Annotated in this window: 23 protein-coding genes; 12 read left to right on the forward strand and 11 right to left on the reverse strand. The window is 71.5% G+C overall.

The window, feature by feature from the left end; all coding sequences use genetic code 11:
• Window positions 1–92 precede the first annotated feature (92 nt).
• The 5 genes from ABZT03_RS31780 to ABZT03_RS31800 all read left to right on the forward strand — a co-directional run bounded on the left by ABZT03_RS31780 (window position 93) and on the right by ABZT03_RS31800 (window position 4,471).
• A complete protein-coding gene (locus ABZT03_RS31780) occupies window positions 93–782 on the forward strand; it encodes a maleylpyruvate isomerase family mycothiol-dependent enzyme (protein WP_356045834.1) in 690 nt (229 codons plus the stop codon).
• A 144-nt stretch (window positions 783–926) separates the two neighbouring features.
• Complete coding sequence (locus ABZT03_RS31785; RefSeq protein WP_356045836.1) at window positions 927–1,583, forward strand: MBL fold metallo-hydrolase; 657 nt, start codon at window positions 927–929, stop codon at window positions 1,581–1,583.
• A 331-nt stretch (window positions 1,584–1,914) separates the two neighbouring features.
• Window positions 1,915–2,799 carry an ABC transporter substrate-binding protein gene (locus tag ABZT03_RS31790; RefSeq protein WP_356045838.1) on the forward strand — a complete coding sequence of 295 codons (885 nt, stop codon included), beginning with the start codon at window positions 1,915–1,917 and terminating at the stop codon, window positions 2,797–2,799.
• Window positions 2,796–3,713: an amino acid ABC transporter permease gene (locus ABZT03_RS31795; protein ID WP_356045840.1), complete on the forward strand. Its 918-nt coding sequence runs from the start codon at window positions 2,796–2,798 to the stop codon at window positions 3,711–3,713. Before ABZT03_RS31790 ends, ABZT03_RS31795 begins: the two co-directional genes overlap by 4 nt.
• A complete protein-coding gene (locus tag ABZT03_RS31800) occupies window positions 3,710–4,471 on the forward strand; it encodes an amino acid ABC transporter ATP-binding protein (protein WP_356045842.1) in 762 nt (253 codons plus the stop codon). Before ABZT03_RS31795 ends, ABZT03_RS31800 begins: the two co-directional genes overlap by 4 nt.
• A 25-nt stretch (window positions 4,472–4,496) precedes the next feature.
• Here the strand turns inward: ABZT03_RS31800 and aroQ are convergent, their stop codons facing one another.
• From aroQ to ABZT03_RS31835, 7 genes are all read right to left on the reverse strand, one after another.
• Window positions 4,497–4,970, reverse strand: a complete 474-nt coding sequence (gene aroQ, locus ABZT03_RS31805) for a type II 3-dehydroquinate dehydratase (protein WP_356045844.1) — start codon at window positions 4,968–4,970, stop codon at window positions 4,497–4,499.
• Between the two features lie 134 nt (window positions 4,971–5,104).
• Window positions 5,105–6,208 carry an ionic transporter y4hA gene (locus ABZT03_RS31810; protein ID WP_356045846.1) on the reverse strand — a complete coding sequence of 368 codons (1,104 nt, stop codon included), beginning with the start codon at window positions 6,206–6,208 and terminating at the stop codon, window positions 5,105–5,107.
• 144 nt (window positions 6,209–6,352) lie between these two features.
• Window positions 6,353–7,354 (reverse strand): TerC/Alx family metal homeostasis membrane protein, encoded by a 1,002-nt coding sequence (locus ABZT03_RS31815; protein ID WP_356045847.1) that lies wholly within the window; start codon window positions 7,352–7,354, stop codon window positions 6,353–6,355.
• A 285-nt stretch (window positions 7,355–7,639) separates the two neighbouring features.
• The gene (locus ABZT03_RS31820) at window positions 7,640–9,709 is read right to left on the reverse strand and encodes a TerD family protein (protein WP_356045848.1); all 2,070 of its coding nucleotides are present in this window, start codon (window positions 9,707–9,709) and stop codon (window positions 7,640–7,642) included.
• Window positions 9,710–9,774: 65 nt separating this feature from the next.
• The gene (locus tag ABZT03_RS31825) at window positions 9,775–10,353 is read right to left on the reverse strand and encodes a TerD family protein (RefSeq protein WP_356045850.1); all 579 of its coding nucleotides are present in this window, start codon (window positions 10,351–10,353) and stop codon (window positions 9,775–9,777) included.
• A 172-nt stretch (window positions 10,354–10,525) separates the two neighbouring features.
• Complete coding sequence (gene uvrB, locus ABZT03_RS31830; protein WP_356045852.1) at window positions 10,526–12,652, reverse strand: excinuclease ABC subunit UvrB; 2,127 nt, start codon at window positions 12,650–12,652, stop codon at window positions 10,526–10,528.
• Between the two features lie 40 nt (window positions 12,653–12,692).
• Window positions 12,693–13,565 carry an MHYT domain-containing protein gene (locus tag ABZT03_RS31835; RefSeq protein WP_356045854.1) on the reverse strand — a complete coding sequence of 291 codons (873 nt, stop codon included), beginning with the start codon at window positions 13,563–13,565 and terminating at the stop codon, window positions 12,693–12,695.
• 279 nt (window positions 13,566–13,844) lie between these two features.
• Between ABZT03_RS31835 and ABZT03_RS31840 the strand changes: the two genes are divergently transcribed.
• Entirely contained in the window at window positions 13,845–14,741 is an 897-nt protein-coding gene (locus tag ABZT03_RS31840) for a glycerophosphodiester phosphodiesterase family protein (protein ID WP_356045855.1), read from the forward strand.
• Window positions 14,742–14,853: 112 nt separating this feature from the next.
• The gene (locus tag ABZT03_RS31845) at window positions 14,854–15,408 is read left to right on the forward strand and encodes a methylated-DNA--[protein]-cysteine S-methyltransferase (RefSeq protein ID WP_356045857.1); all 555 of its coding nucleotides are present in this window, start codon (window positions 14,854–14,856) and stop codon (window positions 15,406–15,408) included.
• A gap of 125 nt (window positions 15,409–15,533) precedes the next feature.
• Here ABZT03_RS31845 and ABZT03_RS31850 read toward each other — a convergent pair whose 3' ends face one another.
• Window positions 15,534–15,962 carry a VOC family protein gene (locus ABZT03_RS31850; RefSeq protein ID WP_356045872.1) on the reverse strand — a complete coding sequence of 143 codons (429 nt, stop codon included), beginning with the start codon at window positions 15,960–15,962 and terminating at the stop codon, window positions 15,534–15,536.
• 99 nt (window positions 15,963–16,061) lie between these two features.
• On the opposite strand from ABZT03_RS31850, the gene ABZT03_RS31855 reads away from it, so the two are divergent.
• Window positions 16,062–16,970 (forward strand): pseudouridine-5'-phosphate glycosidase, encoded by a 909-nt coding sequence (locus ABZT03_RS31855; RefSeq protein ID WP_356045859.1) that lies wholly within the window; start codon window positions 16,062–16,064, stop codon window positions 16,968–16,970.
• Window positions 16,967–17,881 (forward strand): sugar kinase, encoded by a 915-nt coding sequence (locus ABZT03_RS31860; protein ID WP_356045861.1) that lies wholly within the window; start codon window positions 16,967–16,969, stop codon window positions 17,879–17,881. The genes ABZT03_RS31855 and ABZT03_RS31860 overlap by 4 nt, the downstream gene beginning before the upstream one ends.
• A gap of 143 nt (window positions 17,882–18,024) precedes the next feature.
• Here ABZT03_RS31860 and ABZT03_RS31865 read toward each other — a convergent pair whose 3' ends face one another.
• Window positions 18,025–18,819: a methyltransferase gene (locus ABZT03_RS31865; protein WP_356045863.1), complete on the reverse strand. Its 795-nt coding sequence runs from the start codon at window positions 18,817–18,819 to the stop codon at window positions 18,025–18,027.
• A gap of 239 nt (window positions 18,820–19,058) precedes the next feature.
• On the opposite strand from ABZT03_RS31865, the gene ABZT03_RS31870 reads away from it, so the two are divergent.
• On the forward strand, window positions 19,059–20,186 hold the full coding sequence (locus ABZT03_RS31870) for a magnesium and cobalt transport protein CorA (protein ID WP_356045865.1): 1,128 nt from the start codon (window positions 19,059–19,061) through the stop codon (window positions 20,184–20,186).
• 91 nt (window positions 20,187–20,277) lie between these two features.
• On the opposite strand, the gene ABZT03_RS31875 is transcribed toward ABZT03_RS31870, so the two are convergent.
• Both ABZT03_RS31875 and ABZT03_RS31880 read right to left on the reverse strand, forming a co-directional pair.
• A complete protein-coding gene (locus ABZT03_RS31875) occupies window positions 20,278–20,709 on the reverse strand; it encodes a CBS domain-containing protein (RefSeq protein ID WP_356045867.1) in 432 nt (143 codons plus the stop codon).
• A 176-nt stretch (window positions 20,710–20,885) separates the two neighbouring features.
• Window positions 20,886–21,527, reverse strand: a complete 642-nt coding sequence (locus ABZT03_RS31880; RefSeq protein ID WP_356045869.1) for a uridine kinase — start codon at window positions 21,525–21,527, stop codon at window positions 20,886–20,888.
• A gap of 153 nt (window positions 21,528–21,680) precedes the next feature.
• On the opposite strand from ABZT03_RS31880, the gene ABZT03_RS31885 reads away from it, so the two are divergent.
• Together ABZT03_RS31885 and ABZT03_RS31890 are read left to right on the forward strand one after the other, a co-directional pair.
• Window positions 21,681–22,469 (forward strand): DUF2293 domain-containing protein, encoded by a 789-nt coding sequence (locus tag ABZT03_RS31885; protein WP_356045870.1) that lies wholly within the window; start codon window positions 21,681–21,683, stop codon window positions 22,467–22,469.
• 230 nt (window positions 22,470–22,699) lie between these two features.
• Window positions 22,700–23,179, forward strand: coding sequence for an anthrone oxygenase family protein (locus ABZT03_RS31890; protein WP_356045871.1), 480 nt, complete (start codon window positions 22,700–22,702; stop codon window positions 23,177–23,179).
• Window positions 23,180–23,270 lie beyond the last annotated feature (91 nt).

The following is a 23,270-nucleotide window of genomic DNA, read 5'->3' on the forward strand; positions in this document are numbered from 1 at the left end:
ACGCCACACTCGACCTTATAGCACGTCCATTCGATTTACGGCGCTGCCGCCAGTCCTTCACCCGAAGGTGTGGCGGCACTAGTGTCAGCAGCATGAATGATCACGCGCCTGACCTGGTGTCTGTACGGGACGCGACGGACCGTTTGCTGGTCGCAGTCGCCGCACTGGACAACGCTTCAGTGACCGAGCCGACACGGCTCCCCGGCTGGTCCCGGGGCCATGTCCTCGCCCACCTCGCCCGCAACGCGGACGCCCTGGTGAACGTCCTCCAGGGCCGTCCCATGTACGCGTCCGGGGAAGCACGGGACGCCGACATCGAGCGGGACGCCCCGCGCCCCCTCGACGTGCAGCTCGCCGACCTGCGCGCGAGCGCGGCCCGCTTCCAGGAGGCGGGGGACGCTCCGGCGGACTGGTCCCGCACGGTGGAGCTGCGCAACGGGGTCACCGACGCGGCCTCGCGCGTGCCGTTCCGGCGCTGGGCCGAGGTGGAGCTGCACCACGTCGACCTGGGGATCGGTTACGAGCTGGAGGACCTCCCCGAGGAGTTCGTGGAACGGGAGACCGACTTTCTCGCGCAGCGGTTCGCCGGCCACCCGGAGGTGCCCTCCACGAGCCTGGCCACCGATGACGGCCGGGTGTGGACCACGGGCGGAGGTGCCGCCGGGGGGCCGGTCGAGGTAGAGGGACCGGCGGCCGACCTGCTCGGCTGGCTCTCCGGGCGCCGCGACGGTTCCGCGCTGAGGGTGCGCGGTGGCGCGCTGCCGGTCCTTCCACCGCTGTAGGCGTCCCGGCGGCGGCCGCAGTGACCATCCTGGTCACCGTCGCGGTCGCCGTCGCGGCGGTGGTCGCCGGGGCGTTTCTCGGCCGGAGACGGCGGTGCGGGCGCGGACGGTTGACGAGCAGCTCCCGGTTATAGGCTGAGCGTCATGACGTACAGCGGAGCGGTGAAGGTCGGGGGCGCGGCCGACGTGCACGAGCTGCGGGATCTGATGATCACGAAGATCGCGGTAGGCCCGATGGACAACAACGCCTACCTGCTGCGGTGCCGGGCCACGGACGAGCAGCTGCTGATCGACGCCGCCGCCGACGCGCCGACACTTCTCGGCATGATCGGTGACGACGGCATCGCGTCCGTCGTCACCACCCACCGGCACGGCGACCACTGGCAGGCCCTCGCCGAGGTCGTCGCGGCCACCGGTGCCCGCACCCACGCCGGCCGCGAGGACGCCGAGGGCATCCCCGTGCCGACGGACGTCCTCGTCGACGACGGCGACACCATCCGGGTCGGCCACGTGGAGCTCACCGCACGCCACCTGGTGGGCCACACGCCCGGTTCGATCGCCCTCGTCTACGACGACCCGCACGGCCATCCCCATGTCTTCACCGGGGACTGCCTCTTCCCCGGCGGCGTGGGCAACACGCGCAAGGACGCGCAGGCGTTCGCCAGCCTGATCCACGACGTGGAGACGAAGATCTTCGCCGTGCTGCCGGACGAGACCTGGGTGTACCCGGGGCACGGCAACGACACCTCCCTGGGCGCGGAGCGCCCGCATCTGCCGGAGTGGCACGCGCGCGGGTGGTGACACGGCGGTGGGCGCGGGGCGTGAGGACCGGCGGGGGCGGCCGGTCGTACCCCGTGTGAACCGTTCACACGCACCCGTGTGACACGCGCGCTCCCGGTCCATCTCGTTGCGCGGTCAACTGGTGCCAGCCCCGCACAGGATGACGGCTCCTGCGCGGTACGGGCCGCCGGTCTTTCGATCCCCGCCCTCGACCGGCGGCCCCGGCATGTGTCGGGCGCGGACGCCAGGGCGGCGGGGAGGCGTTCACGAGAACGCAACACACGTTCCCACCATGCGGACAGATCCCGCTGTGACCTCGACAAACAGGATGTCGGACTGTCACTCTCCCGCCATGCACCCTGCTCCGCACGCGCTGCGCCGCGTCGTCGCCGCCGCCACGATAACCCTGCTCGCCACCGCCGTGGGCTGTGCCCCGCAGCCGGAGGAGAAGGCCGCCGACACGCCTTCGGGTTCGGCCGGGACCACGTGTGCGAAGGGCGAGTTGGCCACCAGGACCGACGGCAAGCTGACGATCGCGACCGACGAGCCCGCGTACGAACCGTGGTTCAAGGACGGCAAGCCCGCCAACGGCCAGGGCTTCGAGTCGGCGGTCGCCTACGCGGTGGCGAAGCAGCTCGGCTACGACAAGAGCGCCGTCGTCTGGCAGAGCGTGCCCTTCAACAAGGCGTTCGCGCCGGGTGAGAAGACCTTCGACTTCGACATCAACCAGGTGTCGATCAGCACCGAGCGCAAGAAGGCCGTGGACTTCTCCTCCGGCTACTACGACGTGCGCCAGGCCGTCATCGCGCTCAAGGGCAGCAAGGCCGCCAAGGCGACGAGCATCGCGGATCTGAAGGGCCTCAAGCTGGGCGCCCAGGTCGGCACCACCAGCCTCGACTACATCGACGACGTGGTGAAGCCGAGCCGGGACGCCGCGGTGTACGCCAAGAACGACCAGGCCAAGTCCGCGCTGAAGAACGGTCAGGTCGACGCCGTCGTCACCGATCTGCCGACCGCGTTCTACATCACGGCGGCCGAGGTCACGGACGCGAAGATCGTCGGGCAGTTCGAGAACCAGGGCGGTACGCCCGAACAGTTCGGGCTCGTCCTCGACAAGGGCAGCGCGCTCACCTCGTGCGTGACGGACGCGGTCAACGCCCTGCGCACCGACGGCACACTGGCGAAGATCGAGACGCGGTGGCTGTCCGACGCCGTCGACGCCCCGGTGCTCAAGTGACCGTCACCAAGGAGGAGTCCGGCCAGGAGGGCGCGGCCGACAACGGTGACATGGCCGGCGACGGCGACGCGTACGTGCCGTCGCCGCGGCGGATCGAGCGCGAGCGCAGCAAGCGTGCCCGCGCCCGCCGCGCCACCTCGATCGCCGCACTGTCCACCCTGGTCACGGCAGTCGTCCTCTACCTGGTCGTCGTCAGCGCGCCGGGCTGGCCGCGCACCAAGGAGACGTTCTTCAACGGGCAGTACGCGCGCGAGGCGTTGCCCAAGGTCCTCGAAGGGCTCTGGCTCAACGTCCGGCTGCTGCTGGTCTGCGGTGTCGCCGTGCTCGTGCTCGGCATGCTGATCGCCATCGCGCGCACCCTGCGCGGGCCGGTCTTCTTCCCGCTGCGCGCGCTGGCCGCCGCGTACACCGACTTCTTCCGCGGGCTCCCGCTGATCATCAACCTGATGATCGTGGTCCTGGGCGTTCCGGCGCTGCGCCTCCAGGGCGTCACGGTCGACCCGGTGCTCCTCGGCGGTACGGCGCTGACGCTGACGTACTCCGCGTACGTCGCCGAGGTGTTCCGCGCCGGCATCGAGTCCGTGCACCCCTCGCAGCGCGCCGCGGCCCGCTCGCTGGGTCTCACCAACCGTCAGGCACTGCGGTACGTGGTGCTGCCCCAGGCCGTACGGCGCCAGGTGCCGCCCCTGCTCAACGACCTGGTGTCGCTCCAGAAGGACACCGGGCTCGTGTCGATCGGCGGTGCGATCGACGCGGTGCGGGCCGCCGACATCATCGTGGGCCGCAGTCTCAACTACACGCCGTACATCGTCGCGGGCCTGGTCTTCGTGGCCCTGACGATCCCGATGACCCGTTTCACGGACTGGGTGACGGCGCGGATGGACCGCCGGCGGGCCCAGGGAGGCACCCTATGAGCGCCACCGTCAGCCCCTCCGTGCTGCGCATGGAGTCCGTCCGCAAGACCTTCGGGGACTCCGTCGTGCTGCGGGACGTCGACCTGGAGGTCGCCCCGCACACGGTGACCGCCCTGATCGGCGCCTCGGGCTCCGGCAAGTCCACGCTGCTGCGCTGCGCGAACCTCCTGGAGGAGATCGACGACGGCGCGATCTGGCTGGACGACGAGGAGATCACCGACCCGCGCGCCGACCAGGACGCGGTACGCCGTCGTATCGGCGCGGTCTTCCAGGCGTACAACCTGTTCCCGCACATGACGGTGCTGGAGAACATCACCCTCGCCCCGCGCCGGGTGCACGGCGTGTCCCGGGCGGAGGCCGAGGGACGCGCCCGCGAGCTCCTGGAACGGCTCGGGCTGGCCGCGAAGGCGGCGGAGTACCCGGACCGGCTGAGCGGCGGCCAGCAGCAGCGGGTCGCGATCGTGCGGGCGCTGGCCGTACGGCCCCGGCTGCTGCTGCTCGACGAGATCACCGCCGCCCTCGATCCGGAGCTCGTGGGCGAGGTCCTCGCCGTCGTCCGTGATCTGAAGGACGACGGGATGACCATGGTGCTGGCGACGCACGAGATGGGCTTCGCGCGCGATGTCGCCGATCAGGTGTGCTTCCTGGACGGTGGTGTGGTGCTGGAGCGCGGGACCGCGGCGGAGCTCTTCGGCGATCCTCAGCAGGAGCGCACCCGGCGCTTCCTGCGGCGCATCGTGGACGCCGGGCGCCTGTAAGCCCCGCCCGCCTGGACGGCGGGGCTTACGCGTCGGCCCGGGCCGGCCCCGCGAGCTTGGCGACGCGCTCCACGCCGAACACGTACCCCTGCACGCCGCACCCGGCGATGACGCCGTCGGCGCGCAGCGAGACGTAGGAGTGGTGGCGGAACGACTCCCGTTTGTGGATGTTGGAGATGTGCACCTCCAGCACCGGAAGGCCGTCGCAGGTGTTGAGCGCGTCCAGGATGGCGACGGACGTGTGCGAGTAGGCGCCCGGGTTGATGACGATCCCGCAGTGGCCGAGCCGCGCCTCGTGGATCCAGTCGACCAGTTCGCCCTCGTGGTTGGACTGGCGGAAGTCCACCGTGCCGCCGTGCCCGGCCGCTGCCTCGACGCACAGCGCCTCCACGTCGGCGAGGGTGTCGGCCCCGTAGATCTCGGGCTGGCGCTGCCCCAGCAGGTTCAGGTTGGGGCCGTTGAGGATCATGATCGGGGCGTTGGCCAGGGTGCGGGGCACGGTTCCTCCGGTCCGTTCGGACATGTCGTACGACGTCGGCGGACCAGTGACACCGGCCGCTCGGTCACGGTCTATCACGAGAGCGGAACGGCGGGTGTGGCGGTGCCGCGCCGGGCCACCGCGGGCGGCGTGGCCTACGGATTGATCGCGAGCTCCAGGTACGCCGCGAACAGCACCAGGTGGACCCCGCCCTGCAAGGGTGTGGCGCGGCCCGGCACCACGGTCAGCGAACTCACCACCACCGTCAGGGTCAGCAGCACCAGATAGGTCGGGCCGAGGCCGAGCACGAGCGGGCCGGAGAGCCAGACGGAGGCCAGGGCGACCGCCGGGATGGTGAGTCCGATGCTGGCCATCGCCGAGCCGAGCGCGAGGTTCAGGCTGGTCTGCACCCGGTCCCGGCGAGCGGAACGCAGAGCGGCGATCGTCTCGGGGAGCAGCACCAGCAGTGCGATGATCACACCGACGACGGCGTGCGGCAGGCCGGCGGCCTCCACGCCGGACTCGATGGTGGGCGAGACGCCCTTCGCCAGGCCGACCACGCCGATCAGGGCCAGTCCGAGCAGGCCCAGGCTGACCAGGGCGGCGCGGGCGGACGGCAGGTCGGCGTGGTGGTCCGCGGTGATCACCTCGCCCTGGCGGGTGATGGGCAGGAAGTAGTCGCGGTGCCGCACGGTCTGCGTCGCCACGAAGAGGCCGTAGAGGATCAGCGAGGAGAGTGCGGCGAAGGTGAGCTGTGTGGAGGAGAACTCCGGTCCCGGCTTGCTGGTGGTGAACGTCGGCAGCACCAGGCTGAGAGAGGCCAGGGTGGCTACGGTCGCGAGGGCGGCGCCGGTGCCCTCGGGGTTGAAGACAGCCGTGCCGTGGCGCAGGGAGGCCACGAGGAGGCTGATGCCGACGATGCCGTTGCAGGTGATCATCACGGCCGCGAACACGGTGTCCCTGGCGAGGGTGGAGGACTTGGCTCCGCCGTCCACCATCAGTGTGACGATGAGGGCGACCTCGATGATCGTGACGGCGACGGCGAGGACCAGGGAGCCGAAGGGCTCACCGACCCGGTGGGCGATCACCTCGGCGTGGTGCACGGCGGCCAGCACGGCTCCGGCCAGGACCAGCGTCACCAGCGCGACGACCCCACCGGGCGGCAGGTCGCGGCCCCAGGTGAGGACCAGCAGGACGACCGCGACCACCGGCACGAAGGCCGTCCACCGTGTCGTGAACGACCCGAGCCGAGCGATCATGCAGCGATCGTCGCAGACTCCTACAGGCGTCGCACTCCGGTACGGCCGGGGTGTGGTGCGTCGATCCGCGGCCGGCCGGCGGGAGCGGTGGCCGGCTGTTCGCCGGGTCCCGCTCCCGCCGGTCGTCGTGTCCGCGGCCTGCGCTCAGGCCTCGACGCTGTCCTTCGCCGGATCGTCGCCGGCCGCCTGCGCGGCCTCGGCCGCCGCCTGCTTCCTGGTCGCCATCAGGCTGGTGATCGTGGTGATGACCAGGACCCCGCAGATCACCCCGAGGGACACCGGGATGCTGATCTCCGGTACGTGTACCCCGGACTCGTGCAGTGCGTGCAGGACCAGCTTGATGCCGATGAAGCCGAGGATGACCGACAGGCCGTAGCTGAGGTGCACCAGCTTCCTGAGCAGGCCGCCGATGAGGAAGTACAGCTGGCGCAGACCCATCAGGGCGAAGGCGTTGGCGGTGAAGACGATGTACGGGTCCTGTGTCAGGCCGAAGATCGCCGGGATCGAGTCGAGCGCGAACAGGACGTCGGTGGTGCCGATGGCGAGCATCACGACCAGCATCGGGGTCATGACCCGCTTGCCGTTCTCCTGGAGCCACAGCTTGGTGCCGTGGTAGCGGTCGGCCACTCCGAAGCGCCGCTCGGCGGCCTTGAGCAGCTTGTTCTCCTCGAACTCCTCGTCCTCCTCGTCGGCCCGGGCCTCCTGGATGAGCTTCCAGGCGGTCCAGATCAGGAAGGCGCCGAAGAGGTAGAACACCCAGGCGAAGCTGGCGAGGATCGCGGCACCGGCGGCGATGAAGATCGCCCGCAGGACCAGGGCTATGAGCACACCGACCAGCAGCACCCGCTGCTGGTACTGCGTGGGCACGGCGAACTTCGCCATGATCAGGACGAAGACGAAGAGGTTGTCGACGCTCAGCGACTTCTCGGTGATGAAGCCGGCGAAGAACTCCCCGGCGGGTCGGCCGCCCTCGAAGAGGAGCAGGCCGAGCCCGAAGAGTCCGGCCAGGGCGATCCAGACGACCGTCCAGATGCCGGCTTCCTTGATGGACACGTCGTGCGGTTTGCGGCCGATGAAGAAGTCGACCGCGATCAGGGCCGCCAGGCCCGCGATGGTGAGGACCCAGAGGGTCACGGAAACATTCACTGCGCCTCCGGCAGTACGTAACGGCAGATGTCAGCGTCGTCGCTGCCGGAGGTCTCTTCCACCCCGGACCTGGGGCGCGAGTGACGCGTCCTGGGTCCACGGGCCGACGCCCCGGGATCTGGCCAGATCCGTATTGACGGGCACGCCGCACAGACAGGGAGTACTCCCCTCCGTGAGGAAAACACTACCCCAATCACCAAGGAAAGGTAAAGGGTTTGGTAAAACAGAAGCCAAGTGCGCTGGTAGGGGCACTTTACGAGTGCTTGACGAAGGGGGGTGAGGTGGTCATCTGTTCCACGCGCGGCGAGCCGCCGCGACCTGGGTGAGCACCTGCTGCAGCACCTGGCTGCCGGGCGGCACGAGCGCGGGCTCGTAGGTCCAGGCGTGCCCGACCCAGGGGTCGGCAAGGTGGTCGTCGGGCACCGGCGTGAGCCGCAGGAGCGAACGCCACAGCGGATCGAGCAGGGGACCGTATTCGGCGGCCTCCTCGCGGTCGGCGACCATCATCAGGTGGACACCCACCGCCGGGCCCTCGTCCGCGAGGTAGCGCAACTGGGTCACGGCCCGGTCGTCGAAGCCGTGCGGGAAGTCGTTGACGATCAGCAGTTGCTCGGAGGTGTCGACGCCCGGCGGGAGCGCGTCGGCCGCGCCACCCCGCACCGCCATGTGCACCAGGTCGACGCGCTGCGTGAGCCGGGCCAGGACGTCCGCCACTCCGGCGGCGCCACTGGCGGGCGGGGCGGCGAGCACGCCGGTCGCCACCAGGGGTGCGAGAGCCTGCGCCCCCGAACCGGCGGGGTCGATGACGTGCACGTTGAAGTCGCCCACCGGGTGTACGGCGAGCAGTCGGGCGGCGTGCGCCACCGCCGTGTCCAGCGCGAGGCGGCGCAGTTCGTCCGCGTCGGCGAAGCCGGCGTCGAGCGACTCGCTGCGTCCGCTGTCGATCCACAGACCACGCTCCAGCGGGAGCCGGACCAGCACGGGGATGCGCAGCCGGGCGGCTTCCGGCAGGTGGAGGTCGCCCAGGCGCAGCGCCATGGGGGTCTCCATCGGCACGCGGTAGCCGTGCCAGACGGGGTTGTCCCAGCGCGCGTAGGCCGGCGGCAGTGCGGGCTCCACCACTCCCGCCTCCGCCGTCAGCTGGGCGAGGTCCCGGTCGAGGGCTTCCTTCGCCTGGTCGACCAGTTGGGCGTGCTTGGCGCGGGCCGCCTCGCGAGCGGAGTCGCCCTGGCCGCCGATGCGGCTGCGCGGATCGGACAGGACCTGGTCGAGTTCCTTCTCCATGCGCGAGTCCGCGAAATCGACGGCGCTGCGGTACGCCGCCGCCGTGCGGGCGAGATCCTCGAACATGCCCCACACCTGGTTGTAGAGCCGTTCGTCCATGGACCAGCCGGTGGCGTCCCCGGCGACGGACTGCGGGTGCTGTCCGGGTGGGGCCGGGGGCACGGTCGGCGGAGGTGACGGCGGAGCCGCGTTCTGCCGGCGGGGGTGGCTGTAGCTGATCGGGCCGGTGTCCGCGGTGGGCGCGGACGGCCCGCCGACGGTCGCGGACTCCCCCGCTGCCGCCCCGCCCTGATGCGACGGCAGCGGCGCGGACCGGCCCGGGGTGCCGGGTACCTGCGTGCCGGAGTGCGGGGCCTGGGTACCGAAGGACCCGGCCGGCTGCGGCGGTACGGAGCCGCCCTGGGACGCGGAGGCATCCTGGGCGGCGGCGCCGTCGGGGTCGGGGCCGGAGACGGCCGGCCGGCGGGTGCGGTCGGCGTCCGCCGTACGGGGGACGGGCGCCGGGAACGAACGGGCCAGACCACGCGCCACGGCCTCGTTGATGCCGTCGGCGAGTCGGCGGGCCTGGGGCAGGCCCTGGTCGGTGAGGAGTTCGGTCAGACCGCCGGCGTACCCCTGGCCGACGGCGCGGACCTTCCAGGCGCCCTGCCTGCGGTAGAGCTCCAGGGCGACGACGGCCGACTCGGCCTCCAGGCCGGTGAGGGTGTAACTGACGACCGGGGTGCCGTCCAGGCCGGTGACCGCGACGAAGGGGGCGGCGACGGCGCCGAAGCGCACCGGACCTCCGGCGCTCGCGGCGGGCAGAGCGAGCAGCACACTGATCCGGTGCACGGCCTCCGGCATGGCGTCCAGATCCACCGCGAGGCGGTGGTCGGACGCGGCCTGCTGGGAGACCTCCAGCCCCTGCAGGGTGGGGGCGCCGGGGTGGGCGACCCATTCCGTGCCGTGGACCCTGCCCTGCTCGTCCCCGAGCGTGGCCCCGGCGACGACAGGGGTGCCGGCCGAGACCCGGATCTCGAGGCGGACCTGGGAGAGCGGGTGGTTCTGCCCCCGCACCAGCTCGGCCGTCATCGCCCTCTCCCCCCGTGTCGGCTGTGTCGCCGTGTTGTGGTGTCGTGTGCCGCCCGCCGGTCTGCCTACAGGTGCGGCAGGATCGTGGGCATCAGGTCCTGGAAGGTCCGGCCGTTGGCCGGAGTGCCGAGAGCGGTCATGGTCCAGCCCTGGCCCGTCCGGTGGACCTTGGCCATGATCTGGGCCGTGTAGGCGCCGCCGCCCGCGAGCGTGTAGCGCGCGAGTTCCTGGCCGTTGGTCTCGTCGACGAGGCGGCAGAACGCGTTCTGCACCTCCTGGAAGGTCTGGCCCGTGAAGGAGTTCACGGTGAAGACGATCTGGTCGATGTGGACCGGGACGCGCTGGAGGTCGACGAGGACCGACTCGTCGTCGCCACCCTGGCCGGCGCCACCGACCAGGTTGTCGCCCGTGTGGCGCACCGAGCCGTCGTCGCTCACCAGGTGGCGGAAGAAGACGACGTCGACCGGCTGCTTGTCCGCGAACAGCACGGCGGAGGCGTCGAGGTCGATCTCCCGCGTGCGCGAGCCGAACAGGCCGCGCCGGGGAGCTGCCTGCCAGCCGAGACCCATCCGCACCGCGGTCAGGGTGCCTCCGTCGCTCTTCTGCAGACTGATGGCCTGACCCTTGGTCATGTTGACGGTCACGCGCTGATCCCCTCTCGAACTGTCCCCTGTTGCCGCGGAGTCCGCGGATGAGCAGAACCCTACGCAGAGCCACCGACAGTGCCGTACCCCGGTCCACGCTTTGTGTCGTTCTTGCAACACACCGCGAACGCGGCGGCCGCGGCCGCCCTTCGGCCGGGCCTTCCGGCGCGGGTCAGGCCAAGCCCGCCTCCTTCATCTGGCGCAGCTCCTTCTTCATCTCGTGCACCTCGTCGCGCAGCCGGGCGGCGACCTCGAACTGGAGGTCGGCGGCGGCCGCGCGCATACGTGCCGTCATGTCCTCGATCTGCTGGGTGAGTTCGGCCGCGGGACGGTCGGTCGGCACCGTCTCCTTGGCCTTGCCCCTGCCCTTGGCCGCCTTGCCGCCGAGCGCGGGCACGGGGGCCTTGGCGCCCTTGCCGTCCTTCGTCTTGCGGTAGCCGGAGCCGAGCAGTTGTTCCGTGTCGACGTCCTCGCGCGCGATCTGGGCGACGATGTCGTTGATCTTCTTGCGGAGCGGCTGGGGGTCGAGGCCCCGCTCCGTGTTGTACGCGACCTGCTTCTCCCGGCGGCGATTGGTCTCCTCGATGGCCTTCTCCATCGCCGGGGTGATCCTGTCGGCGTACATGTGGACCTGGCCGGAGACGTTGCGCGCGGCACGGCCGATGGTCTGGATCAGCGAGGTGCCGGAGCGCAGGAAGCCCTCCTTGTCGGCGTCGAGGATCGCCACCAGCGACACCTCGGGCAGGTCGAGGCCCTCGCGGAGGAGGTTGATGCCGACCAGGACGTCGTACTCGCCGGACCGCAGCTCCCGCAGCAGCTCGATGCGGCGCAGCGTGTCCACGTCGCTGTGGAGGTAACGCACCCGGATGTCGAGTTCCAGGAAGTAGTCCGTGAGGTCCTCGGCCATCTTCTTGGTGAGCGTGGTGACCAGGACCCGTTCGTCCTTCTCGACGCGGTCCCGGATCTCGTGCACCAGGTCGTCGATCTGGCCCTCGGTCGGCTTGACCACGACCTCGGGGTCGATGAGGCCGGTGGGACGGATGATCTGCTCGACGGTGCCGTCAGCGCGCGAGAGTTCGTACTTGCCCGGGGTCGCCGACAGGTAGACGGTCTGACCGACGCGCTCCTGGAACTCCTCCCACTTCAGGGGGCGGTTGTCCAGGGCCGACGGCAGCCGGAAGCCGTGGTCGACCAGGGTCCGCTTGCGGGAGGCGTCACCCTCGTACATCGCGCCGATCTGCGGGACGGTGTTGTGGGACTCGTCGATGACGAGCAGGAAGTCGTCCGGGAAGTAGTCGAGCAGGGTGTTGGGCGGGGAGCCGGGCGAACGGCCGTCGAAGTGCATCGAGTAGTTCTCGACGCCGGAGCAGGATCCGATCTGGCGGAGCATCTCCAGGTCGTACGTCGTGCGCATGCGCAGGCGCTGGGACTCCAGGAGTTTGCCCTGCTTGTCCATCTCGGCGAGGCGCTCCCCGAGCTCCTTCTCGATGTCGTTCACGGCCCGCTCCAGACGCTCGGGGCCGGCGACGTAGTGGGAGGCCGGGAAGACGTACAGCTGCTGGTCGTCGCTGATGATCTCGCCGGTGAGGGGGTGGAGCGTGGACAGCGCCTCGATCTCGTCGCCGAACATCTCGATGCGGACGGCGAGCTCCTCGTAGACCGGGAAGATCTCGATGGTGTCGCCGCGGACGCGGAAGGTGCCGCGGGTGAACGCGGTGTCGTTGCGCGTGTACTGGATGTCGACGAAGCGGCGCAGCAGCTGGTCCCGGTCGAACTCCTCGCCGACCTTGAGCGGGACCATGCGGTCCACGTACTCCTGGGGGGTGCCGAGGCCGTAGATGCAGGAGACGGAGGCGACCACGATGACGTCGCGGCGGGTGAGCAGCGAGTTGGTCGCGGAGTGGCGCAGGCGCTCCACCTCCTCGTTGATCGAGGAGTCCTTCTCGATGTAGGTGTCCGACTGGGGGACGTAGGCCTCGGGCTGGTAGTAGTCGTAGTACGAGACGAAGTACTCGACGGCGTTGTTGGGGAGGAGTTCCCGGAACTCGTTCGCCAGCTGGGCGGCCAACGTCTTGTTCGGCGCCATCACGAGGGTGGGGCGCTGGAGCTTCTCGATCATCCACGCGGTGGTGGCGGACTTGCCGGTGCCGGTGGCGCCGAGCAGGACGACGTCCTTCTCGCCCGCCTCGATGCGCCGGGCGAGCTCGGTGATGGCCTGCGGCTGGTCGCCGCTGGGCTGGTAGGGGCTGACGACCTCGAAGGGCGCCACCGTGCGTTCGATGTTGGAAACGGGCCGCATGATGTCAACCGTACGACCCGCCACTGACAACGCGGACGGATCAGCGGTTCTGCGGGGTGCGGGCGCTGCTGTGGTCGTGTTGCCCGGCCTGGCGGGAGAGCGGCGCGGAGTGGGCGTGGGGATGCCGGACGGCGCTGCGTGCGGGGACGCCGGGCTTGTTCTCCACCGGCCTCCAGTCGGGCTTCCCCATCACCATCAGCGGGTCGAACATGACCACGACACCCGCCAGGAGCAGGAAGGCGAGCGGGCCGATGAGCATGGGGGCGAGCAGGCTCGCGTGCGAGTCCCCCGAGCCGGGCTCGGCCGTGCCGTGCAGATGGACGCTGAGCGCGGCCATCCCGGTGTAGTGCATGCCGCTGACGGCGAGCCCCATGACGAGGCTCGCGCCCACGCTCCACGCGAACCCTCTGACCTGGCCGGCGGCCCACAGTGCGGCGGTGGCCGCGACGACGGCGATGACGACGGACGCGCCCACGGTGAGGGTGTTGTACTCCAGCTTCCCGTTGAGGCGCATGCCGGCCATGCCCAGGTAGTGCATCGACGCCACGCCGAGGCCGGTGATGGTGCCCCCGGTGAAGAGCGCCGTCCCCCTGGCGCCGCGGTAGCCGACGATGAATATCCCGACGCCCACCATCACGATGGCGACGCCGAGGCTCGCGTAGGTCGTCGGCTTGTCGTAGTGGATCGGCGCCTCCCTGACCGTGAACCCCATCATCGCGACGAAGTGCATGGTCCATATGCCGGAGCCGATCGCCGCCGATCCCAGAGCGAGCCAGCCGGGCCGCCAGGAGTGGGTGACGAGCATGGATCTGGTGGTGCAGCGCAGGCCGAGGGCCCCGCCGAGGCAGGCCATGAAGTAGGCCACCAGCGGTGTGACGAGCCCGTAACTGAAGCCGTCGACCGTGCCTTGCATGCGCGGCCACCCTTCCGCCTTGTTCCGTCCCGGAATCTCTGAATTGCGCCTCTTCCCAGGACCGCCCGGGCGGTCAGGGCCGAGGCAGAGAGTATGACTGCCACCGGAATGGTCGAACGATTTTCAGGCAAAGAAACACGTCCTTACCCCACTTGTGCGGCACCGGTGAGCGGAGTTGGAGCGGCCCCATGAGGTCTGTGGCCATTCTGCGCCCGCCTTATGGTGACCTTGTGCTGTCACAGTGAAGCTGTCCGTGATATTCCGACGCGAGGAGCACGCATGCACGCGCGCGCCGTTGCCGCCACGACCACCGCGCTCCTGGGGGCCGTCGCCCTCCTGCTGCCCGCCTCCGGCGCCCTGGCCCACGAGGTCGGCGACCGCCGCCCCGGGGAGTTCGCCCGCCCCGGGGTGATCGCCCACCGCGGTGCCTCCGCGTACGCGCCCGAGAACACCCTGGCCGCCGTCGACGGGGCGGCCCGGATGGGCATCGCCTGGGTCGAGAACGACGTCCAGCGCACCAAGGACGGGACCCTCGTCGTCATCCACGACGACACGCTCCGGCGCACCACCGACGCCGAGGAGGTGTTCCCCGGGCGGGCGCCATGGAAAGTGAGGGACTTCACCGCCGCCGACATCGCCCGCCTGGACGCGGGGAGCTGGTTCGGCCCGGCCTACGCGGGCGCGCGCGTGCCGACCCTGGAGCAGTACATGCGCCGCGTGGAGCACAACCACCAGAAGCTGCTTCTGGAGATCAAGAACCCGGAGCTGTACCCCGGCATCGAACGCGAGACCCTCAAGCTGCTCGGCAACGAGGGCTGGCTCGACCGGCGGCATGTCGAAGGCCGGCTGGTCGTGCAGAGCTTCAGCGCGGACAGCATCGGGACGGTGCACGCTCTGAAACCGGCCGTGACCACCGCCTTCCTCGGCGCTCCGGCACCCGCGCGACTGCCCGCGTACGCGGCGTTCACCGACCGGATCAACCCGTCGTACGCCTCCGTGTCCCGCGACTACGTCGCCGCGGTCCACGCCCTCACCGGACCGCACGGCCGGCCACTGGAAGTCTTCACCTGGACCGTCGACGACGCGCCGACCGCGCTGCGGGCCTCCGGGGACGGCGTCGACGGGGTCATCACCAACCGGCCCGACGTGGTGCGGGGCGCGTTGCGCGGATGGTGAAAGCCGCCCCGGGTTCCCGAGGGCGTTGCGCGGATGGTGAGCCCGCCCCGGCCCCCCGAGGGTGCCACCGCGCTCTCCGGGCGTTGTCAGTGGCGGGCCGTACGGTGGGCGCATGGACAGCCATCGGCAGTACGAGCAGCGGGTCGTGTGGACCGTCGTCGACACCGGCATCGGTCCCCTGTTGCTGGCCGCGACCCCGGAGGGGCTGGTCAACGTCGTGTTCCACGCCACCGAGGCGGTGCGTGACCGGGCGCTCGACCGGCTGGCCTCCCGGCTGGGCCGCGAGCCCGTCGAGGCGCCCGGCTCCCCGGTGCTCGCCGAGGCGGCGGACCAGCTCCAGGCGTACTTCGCGGGCAGGCGCCGTGACTTCGAGCTGCCGCTGGACTGGTCGCTGATATCCGGCTTCAACCGGCAGGTGCTGCGGGAACTCGCGTCCGGGGTGTCGTACGGCACGGTCGTGGGGTACGGCGATCTCGCCGGGCGCGTCGGCCAGCCGGGTGCGGCCCAGGCGGTGGGGACGGCGATGGGTTCCAACCCGCTGCCGGTCGTGGTGCCCTGCCACCGGGTCGTCGAGCGCGACGGGGGCATCGGGGGCTTCGGGGGCGGTCTGGAGACCAAGCGGAAGCTGCTCGCACTGGAGGGCGTCCTGCCGGAGCCGCTCTTCTAGGAGTGCGGGGGTCCAGGAGCCTCTTCCAGGAGTGCGGGAGTCCAGGAGCCGGGCACCTCGGGTCCGCGCACGCGTCGTCGCGGCCGCGCTGCTCGCGCCGGACTGCGCGCGGACCCGTGGGTGCGCTAGGCGTAGTGCCGCGCCTCGAAGACGTTCCCGTCGGGGTCCCGGAAGTAGAAGCTGCGCCTGGCCAGGCCCCGGGCGCCGTAGGAGTCGTAGGAGAGGTCGGACACCGGGACGGCCCGCTCCTCCAGGCGGCTGCGCAGCGCGTCGAAGGCGTCCTCGCGCAGGGCGAGGCAGACGTGGTTCACGGCATGGCCGGCGCTGTCCCCGGCACCCGGGAGCATGTTCATGCCTTCCGCGAGGGACAGGGGCGCGAGGTCGAAGATGGTCTCCTCGTTGAGTCGTACGGAGGGGAAGGACGTCTGTCCCGCGGCGAACTCGGTGATCCTCAGAGGTTCCATGCCGACCGTCTTCTCGTAGAAGTCGGCCGAGGCCACCGGATCGCGGACCCAGAGGACGATGTGGTCGAGACGAGTCGTGTTGTCCGTCATGGCCACCAGGCTGGTGTCCTGCTCCACCGGCCGCAAGGGTTTGGCCGGGCGCGCCGCCCGCCAGAGATGAGAGAAGACCGACGGACAGGAGGCAGGCGCGTGGTGCTGAGGGTGTCGGAAGAGGTGCGGGACGCGGTCGACGCGCGTCGACCCGTGGTGGCCCTGGAGTCCACGATCATCGCGCACGGGCTGCCACGCCCGCGCAACCTGCAGGTGGCGCTGGAGCTGGAGGACGTCGTACGACGCGAGGGCGCGGTGCCCGCGACGATCGCCGTGCTGGACGGACGGCCTCACGTGGGTCTCGACAAGGATCAGCTGGAGCGGGTCGCCAACGAGGACGGCATCCGCAAGCTGGGCCACCGCGACCTGCCGCTCGCCGTGGCCTCGGGGGTGAGCGGGGCGACCACGGTGTCGGCGACGGCCCAGCTGGCGGCCCTGGCGGGGGTCCGGGTGTTCGCCACCGGCGGGCTCGGCGGTGTGCACCGGGAGTGGACGCTCACGCAGGACGAGTCGGCCGACCTCGGTCTGCTTGCGCGTACGCGCATCACCGTGGTGTGCGCGGGCGTGAAGTCGATCCTCGACGTGCCGGCGACCCTGCAGCGACTGGAGACGCTGGGGGTCGCCGTGGCCGGATACGGCACGGACCGGTTCCCCGGCTTCTATCTGTCCGACTCGGGCCACCCCGTGGACTGGACGCTGGACAGCCCACAGCAGGTGGCGGCCGTCATGCGTGCCCAGGACGCCCTGGACGTGCACGAGTCGGCGCTGATCGTCGCCCATCCGGTGCCCGCGGAGGAGCAGCTCGACCCGGAGCTGCACGCGCGCGTGCTCGCGGACGCCCTGCACTCCTGCGAGGAGCGGGGTGTCACCGGTCAGGCGGTCACCCCGTTCCTGCTGGACTACCTGGTGCGCCACACCGACGGCGCCTCGCTGAGCGCCAACCTGGCGGCGGTGCGCGGCAACGTGAGGCTGGCCGCACGGATCGCGGCGGCCTGGGCCGCGGCGTGACCGACGGGCCGGCCGGCGCCCTGCTGGTCGTGGGAGACGTGATCACGGACGTCGTGGCCCGGCACCGGGGGCCCCTCGCACCGGGTACGGACACGGCCTCCGCGATCCGGACCCTGCCCGGCGGCGCTGGTGCCAACGTGGCCTGCTGGGCCGCCCGTCGGGGCGCCGAGGTACGCCTGCTCGGCCGGGTCGGCGCGGACACGGCCGGCTGGCACGAGCGGGAGCTGACGGCCTGTGGAGTGCGGTCCCGGCTCGTCGTCGATCCGCTGGCGCCGACCGGCACGGTGATATGTCTGGTCGACTCGGGCGCCGCGGCGGAGCGGACCTTTCTCACCGACAGCGGGGCCTCCCTGCGCCTCGACCCCGACGACTGGTCGGACGCGCTGCTGGACGGCGTCGTACGACTGCATCTGTCGGGCTACCTCCTGTTCTCCGAACCGAGCCGGGCGCTGGTGGCGGTCGCCGTCGCGTCCGCACGCGCGCGGGGCGTGCCGGTGAGCCTCGATCCCGCGTCGGCCGGCTTCCTGGAGCAGTTGGGCGTCGACCGGTTCCTGGCGCTCACCGAGGGGGTGAGTGTGTTGCTGCCGAGTCGGGACGAGGCGTGTCTGCTGACCGGGCTGGCCGATCCGGCGGACGCGGCGGCCAAGCTCAGCCGCCAGGTCCCGCTGGTGGTGGTCAAGCAGGGGGCGGACGGTGCGTTGATCGCCCGCTCCGGCGCCGTGCGGGCCCGTGTCCCCGCCGTACCGGTGACCCCCTGCGACACGACGGGAGCCGGTGACGCCTTCACGGGCGCGTTCCTGGCCAGCCTCCTCGCGGGCGCCACCGCTGAGGACGCGGCACGCGAGGGGTGCCGGGCGGGAGCGCTGGCCGTGCAGCGGGTGGGCGGCAGACCACCCCCCGCAGCGGAGTGACGTTCGCTTGGCGTCGCGGGCCAGGGCGTTCGGGGCGGCCTCGTGCGCCTGGGCGTGCCGGGCATCCGGGGCGCCGGTCGCTCCGGCGAGCCGCGGACGGCGGCCGGGGTGGCATCCGCCCTCGTTCGAGGTCCGTCGTGGGGTTACGCCTTGCGCCCCCACGCGGAGATCATGGGCGCGGTGGCCAGTTCCATCGTGCCGGACGCGATGTTCGCCAGATGGCGGTCGACGTCCTCGTCCGTGGCGCGGCCCGTGGCGACGAGCCGGTCGCGGATCTGACGGACGGTGGCGGATTCCAGGGCGGTGCAGGCGGGTGAGGCGAGGGGGAAGTAGGCGTCGGCCTCCACCCGGAGCAGACCGGCCTCGCGCAGCAGGCGCGGCAGCCGGCGACCGTAGGAGAGGTCGGCGCCCCGCTCGGCGAGCAGTTCGCGGAAGCCGTGCCGGAGCCGGTTCGCCAACTGCTGCTCGGGGCCGTACTCCTCGGGGCAGAGCAGTGGCTGCAGGGCGGGGTCGCCGTCCTCCACGAGGAGCCGGCCGCCGGGGCGCAGGGCCTTGACCATGGACCGCAACGCCGCGTCGCGTTCCCGCACGTGAACGAGGACGAGCCGGGCGTGCACCAGGTCGAACCCGTCCTCCGGCGCCTCCTGCGCCCCCACGTCGTGGACCTGGACCTCGACCGGCGGCCGTCCCACCGGGGCGACTCTGGAGATGTCGATGTCGGTCGCGAGGACCCGGCCGGTCGGCCCGACCTTCTTGGCCAGCCAGGACACCACCGAGGTGCCGCCGGCGCCCACCTCCCAGCAGCGCCAGCCCGGTCCGACGCCCAGCGCTTCGAGGTGCCGGAACGTCGTGGGGTCGAAGACGGTGGCGAAGGCGTCGAAACGCTCGCCCGCCTCGGACTGCCGGTTGTCGAGGAGGTACCGGTCTGATCGCGTCATGCCGCGATCATCCCAGTTGCACGGCTTGTCCGAAGCGGCCCACGCTCGACGGCGTCGAGATCTCACCCACCGTCCTTTCCGGTCCTGCGGCTCGCGGCGCGAAGTCCCGTTGTCCACAGCCGGGAACCAAGCGGAACGTCACGTTCCCACAGGCTTCCACGGGCTTCTCGCCGACCTGGCAGACTTGCCCGCCAGGGCGCGGGAACACGGCGCAGGGGGATCCACGCGAGGAGATCCGGATGTCCATGGCAGGGAACTTGCGGAAGGTGACCGGCCTCGGCAGGGTGGGCGGCCTCCGCAGAGTGGCACGGCTGGCCAGGCGGCGCCCGCGCGTCGACCTGAGCCACCCGGCCCGGTCCCCGTTGGGTACGTCCGTGGTCAACTGCGTGACCTACCGGGACGGTGTCCGGATTCCCGCGGGCACCGATCTGGTCGACGCAGTGGAGCGGGTGCGCAAGCATCGTGACGGTTTCGTCTGGCTCGGCCTCCACGAACCGACGGACCGCGAGTTCGCGGGCATCGCCGAGCTGTTCGACCTCCACCCGCTGGCGGTCGAGGACGCCGTCGAGGCCCATCAGCGGCCGAAGGTGGAGCGCTACGGCGAAACACTGTTCGCGGTGTTCAAGACCGTCTGCTACGTCGAGCACGAGGAGCTCACAGCGACCAGTGAGGTGGTCGACACCGGGGAGATCATGGTGTTCGTCGGCCGGGACTTCGTGGTGACGGTGCGCCACGGCCGGCACGGGTCGCTCGGTCCGCTGCGGGAGGAGCTGGAGTCGAATGCCGGGCAGCTCGCCAAGGGCCCGGCGGCGGTGCTGCACGCCATCGCGGACCACGTGGTCGACGACTACCTGAGCGTCGTCGACTCGGTCCAGGAGGACATCGACCAGGTCGAGACGGACGTGTTCGCGGAGAACGGCGCGCGGGCCGACCCGGGACGCATCTACCAGCTGAAGCGTGAACTCCTGGAGCTGAAAAGGGCGGTGGTCCCCCTCGGGCGTCCGCTGGAGGATCTCGCCACCCGGCCGATACAGGTGGTCGGTCCCGAGATACAGGCGTACTTCCGCGACGTCTCGGACCACCTGCACAGGGCCAAGGAACAGATCGCCGCCTTCGACGAGTTGCTCAACTCGATCCTGCAGGCGCACCTCGCGCAGGTGACGGTCGCACAGAACGAGGACATGCGGAAGATCACGGCCTGGGCCGCGGTGATCGCCGTGCCGACCATGGTCTGCGGGGTGTACGGCATGAACTTCGACCACATGCCGGAGCTGCACTGGCGGTTCGGCTACGGACTGATGATGGGGGTCATATCCCTGGCGTGCCTGGTGCTGTACCGCGGGTTCCGGCACAACGGCTGGCTCTGACCGACGCCCGGAACGGTCAGGCGGACCGGGGCGCGCAGGCTGGGCCGGGGAGCGGAAGGAGCATGGGCCCGCGGGGTGTGGGGCGGCCGGGTCAGGTGCGGCCGCGGGGCACGGCGTAGACGTTCTCGGCCCAGGCCGCGAGCTGGTCCTCCGTCAGGTGCCGGGCGAGGTCGGCCTCGCTGATCATGCCGACCAGGCGCTTGTCCTCGATGACGGGGAGCCGTCGGATCTGGTGCTCCTGCATCTCGCGCAGCACGTCGCCGACGTCCGCGCCCGCGTCGATCCAGCGCGGGGTGCCCTTGGCCATCTCGCCCGCGGTGACCCGGGCGGGGTCGTGGCCCATGGCGACGCAGCCGACGACGATGTCCCGGTCGGTGAGGATGCCGCAGAGCCGTTCGTCCTGGTCGCTGATGGGCAGGGCTCCGACGTTCAGTTCGCGCATCAACTGGGCGGCGCGGTCCAGGGTCTCGTGGGCGGGGATCCACTGGGCACCACGGTGCATGATGTCTGCGGCGGTGGTCATGGCGTACCTCCAGACTCCGGTGGCCACGCGGCGCGGAGTGGGGCCGGGCGGGCCGAGGCGGCGCCGGGCGCGCCGCGGATACCGGCGCCCTTCATTCTCGCCGTACGCCCCGGAGTACGCACCCGGGCGCCCGGGCGGGCACCGCACGGCGCGTGGCAGGACCTCGTCTGCCCGGGTCAGCCGCTCCACGCCGGATGGCGCGGATCGTCCGCTCGCACCAGGACGTCGGCGGCGCCGGCCGGGTCCGTCTCGTCGTCGTAGGTCGCGAAGGCCGGAAGCGTCCAGTGCTCGCCCTCGGGGGTACGGCGGCGCAGGGCACCGGGTGAGAGGAGGAGGTGCACGCTCAGGTCGAAGGGGAACCAGTGGCGCAGCAGGAGGGGACCGTGGAGCAGGAGGAAGCCACCGGGCGGGAGTTGGACGTAGGGGCTGCGGGTGGCACGGTCGGTGACCGGGTCCCACAGGTCGGGCAGGACGCGGCCGTCACCGTCGGGTTCGAGGGGGCCGAAGACCTCGCGCCACAGGGCGCCGGTGTCGAACCAGCCGTTGTAGTAGGCCTCCACGTCGTGGCGGCCGTACTCCAGGCGGACCGAGGCGGGGCGCAGGAAGCCCTCGGTTCCGACGACGAGCGAGGGGCGGCCGCGTACGCGCAGGGCCTCCGCGACCCGCTCGGCGAGGTCTCCCGGACGGGCGGCCGGGGCGCCGTCGAACGCGATGCGGGGCCAGGGGCTGCCGTCGGCCGGCTTCAGGTCGAGCAGCCGCTCGGCCAGGAGGTCGCCGAGCCGGTCCCAGGTGATCGCTTCGAGTCGCACACGCCCCATGATGCGGCAGGGGCAGGCGGGGCCGCGTTCCGCCCCGAGACGCGCGACAGGCGCGGGGACACGGACGCCGGCACCGGCACGGACCCGGCGCTGACGCCGGCGACCCGCCGCGATGCCCGTAGCTCCGGCCGCCGCGCGGGGAAGGGAACAGGTATGGCGTCTCCTGTGACCTCCTCGCCGCACCGCGGGCTTCTCGTCGTGCAGCCGCTGCGGAGACGGCACTGCGCGGAGTGCGGCGGCGGGCCCCTGCCGATGCTGGTACTGGAGGACGGAGTGCCCCGGTGCCTGGACTGTGCCGACCTGGGGCACCTCGTGTTCGTGCCGCGCGGTGACACGGCCCTGACCCGCCGGTCGCGGGAGGAGAGCGCACTGTCGGCGGTGGTGGTGCGGTTCAACCGGCGCAGGAGCAGATACGAGCGGCAGGGCGTCCTGGTCGAGGAGGCGGGGCTCGCCCGAGCCGAGCGGCGGTGTCTCGCGGACGCGGAGGCACGGCGGCGGCGCCGGGTGCGCGACGCGCGGCGGCGGGCCGCCGAGGACGTGCGGTTCACGCGGGCGTTCGCGGCGGAGATCCGGCGGCTCTTCCCCGGATGCCCGGCGGACCGGGCCGACGAGATCGCTGCACACGCCTCGGTGCGGGGCAGCGGGCGCGTGGGCCGCAGCGCGGCGGGACGGGCGCTGTCCGAGGGCGCGGTGACCTCGGCGGTCGCTGCGTCCGTACGGCATGTGGACACGCCGTACGACGACCTGCTGATGGGCGGGGTGCCCCGGCACGAGGCGCGGCGGCGGATCGCGCCGGCCGCGGAGCGGACACTGCGGGGATGGCGGACCGCGGAGACGGAACAAGACGGCGAGGCGGAGGCGTGGGACCGCGAAGAGGGGACGCGGGGTCGTGGAACGGAGGCGCAGGGTGGTGGGACGGAGCATGAGGCGGCCGTCGGGTGAGCAGCTGGTGAGCGGCGTGAGTCCGCTGGTCGTGCGCGCGCACGTCCACGCGGGACGAGGTGTTCGAGCAGGACCGGCGCGATGGGGGGTTCGCGCATCACCGGCGCCATGGGGCGTTCGCGCATGATCCGCGTGGCTCGGCCGTGGGCGGTCTGCTCGTGCGGGGGTTCTCAGATGGTGGCAGGTGGTGCCGGGCAAGAGTCCGGCCGGATGCGGGAGTTGAGGCCGGCGTGATCGATGGACCGTATTTCGCTCTGACGGTGCTGGGTGTGCTCGGGACCGCCCTGGTGGCCGGGGTGTTCTGTGCGTTCTCGACCTTCGTGATGAGGGGGCTGGCCGCACTGCCGCCGGCGCGGGGGGTGGCCGCGATGAACGGGATCAACGTGGCCGCGGTACGTCCCCCCTTCATGATCGTGTTCCTCGGGTCGGCGGTGGTGTGCGCGGTGATCGCGGTGGTGACGTTCGTGGTGTGGCCGGAGCGGGGAGCCGTGGAGCTGGTCGTGGGCAGCGTCCTGTATCTGGCGGGTTCCTTCGCGGTGACCAGGGCGGCGCACGTGCCGCGCAACGACGTGTTGCTCGGGCTTGACCCCGACAGCGAGGAGGCGGCCGCGTACTGGCCGCGGTATGTGCGCGAGTGGACGAGGTGGAACCACATACGGACCGTCGCCTCGGCGGCGGCAGCGGTGGCGTACGTACTGGCTCTCACCTGAGAGAGTCCTTTCCCCCGTCTGCGAGACCGCTGCGACGCCGCTGCGGCACTCCTGAGCCCCCGCCCGGGGGTGCCCGGCCCGCGGGCCGGGC

The organism is Streptomyces sp. NPDC005574 (genome assembly GCF_040605435.1).
Lineage (GTDB): Bacteria > Actinomycetota > Actinomycetes > Streptomycetales > Streptomycetaceae > Streptomyces.

Coding starts and splice junctions, on each gene's coding strand:
- ABZT03_RS31840 (WP_356045855.1), top strand. CDS start 13,845: ATGCACGCGCGCGCCGTTGCCGCCACGACCACCGCGCTCCTGGGGGCC.
- uvrB (WP_356045852.1), bottom strand. CDS start 12,652: ATGCGGCCCGTTTCCAACATCGAACGCACGGTGGCGCCCTTCGAGGTC.
- ABZT03_RS31780 (WP_356045834.1), top strand. CDS start 93: ATGAATGATCACGCGCCTGACCTGGTGTCTGTACGGGACGCGACGGAC.
- ABZT03_RS31850 (WP_356045872.1), bottom strand. CDS start 15,962: ATGACGGACAACACGACTCGTCTCGACCACATCGTCCTCTGGGTCCGC.
- ABZT03_RS31800 (WP_356045842.1), top strand. CDS start 3,710: ATGAGCGCCACCGTCAGCCCCTCCGTGCTGCGCATGGAGTCCGTCCGC.
- ABZT03_RS31870 (WP_356045865.1), top strand. CDS start 19,059: ATGTCCATGGCAGGGAACTTGCGGAAGGTGACCGGCCTCGGCAGGGTG.
- ABZT03_RS31880 (WP_356045869.1), bottom strand. CDS start 21,527: ATGGGGCGTGTGCGACTCGAAGCGATCACCTGGGACCGGCTCGGCGAC.
- ABZT03_RS31810 (WP_356045846.1), bottom strand. CDS start 6,208: ATGATCGCTCGGCTCGGGTCGTTCACGACACGGTGGACGGCCTTCGTG.
- ABZT03_RS31865 (WP_356045863.1), bottom strand. CDS start 18,819: ATGACGCGATCAGACCGGTACCTCCTCGACAACCGGCAGTCCGAGGCG.
- ABZT03_RS31885 (WP_356045870.1), top strand. CDS start 21,681: ATGGCGTCTCCTGTGACCTCCTCGCCGCACCGCGGGCTTCTCGTCGTG.
- ABZT03_RS31820 (WP_356045848.1), bottom strand. CDS start 9,709: ATGACGGCCGAGCTGGTGCGGGGGCAGAACCACCCGCTCTCCCAGGTC.
- ABZT03_RS31790 (WP_356045838.1), top strand. CDS start 1,915: ATGCACCCTGCTCCGCACGCGCTGCGCCGCGTCGTCGCCGCCGCCACG.
- ABZT03_RS31875 (WP_356045867.1), bottom strand. CDS start 20,709: ATGACCACCGCCGCAGACATCATGCACCGTGGTGCCCAGTGGATCCCC.
- ABZT03_RS31785 (WP_356045836.1), top strand. CDS start 927: ATGACGTACAGCGGAGCGGTGAAGGTCGGGGGCGCGGCCGACGTGCAC.
- ABZT03_RS31835 (WP_356045854.1), bottom strand. CDS start 13,565: ATGCAAGGCACGGTCGACGGCTTCAGTTACGGGCTCGTCACACCGCTG.
- ABZT03_RS31845 (WP_356045857.1), top strand. CDS start 14,854: ATGGACAGCCATCGGCAGTACGAGCAGCGGGTCGTGTGGACCGTCGTC.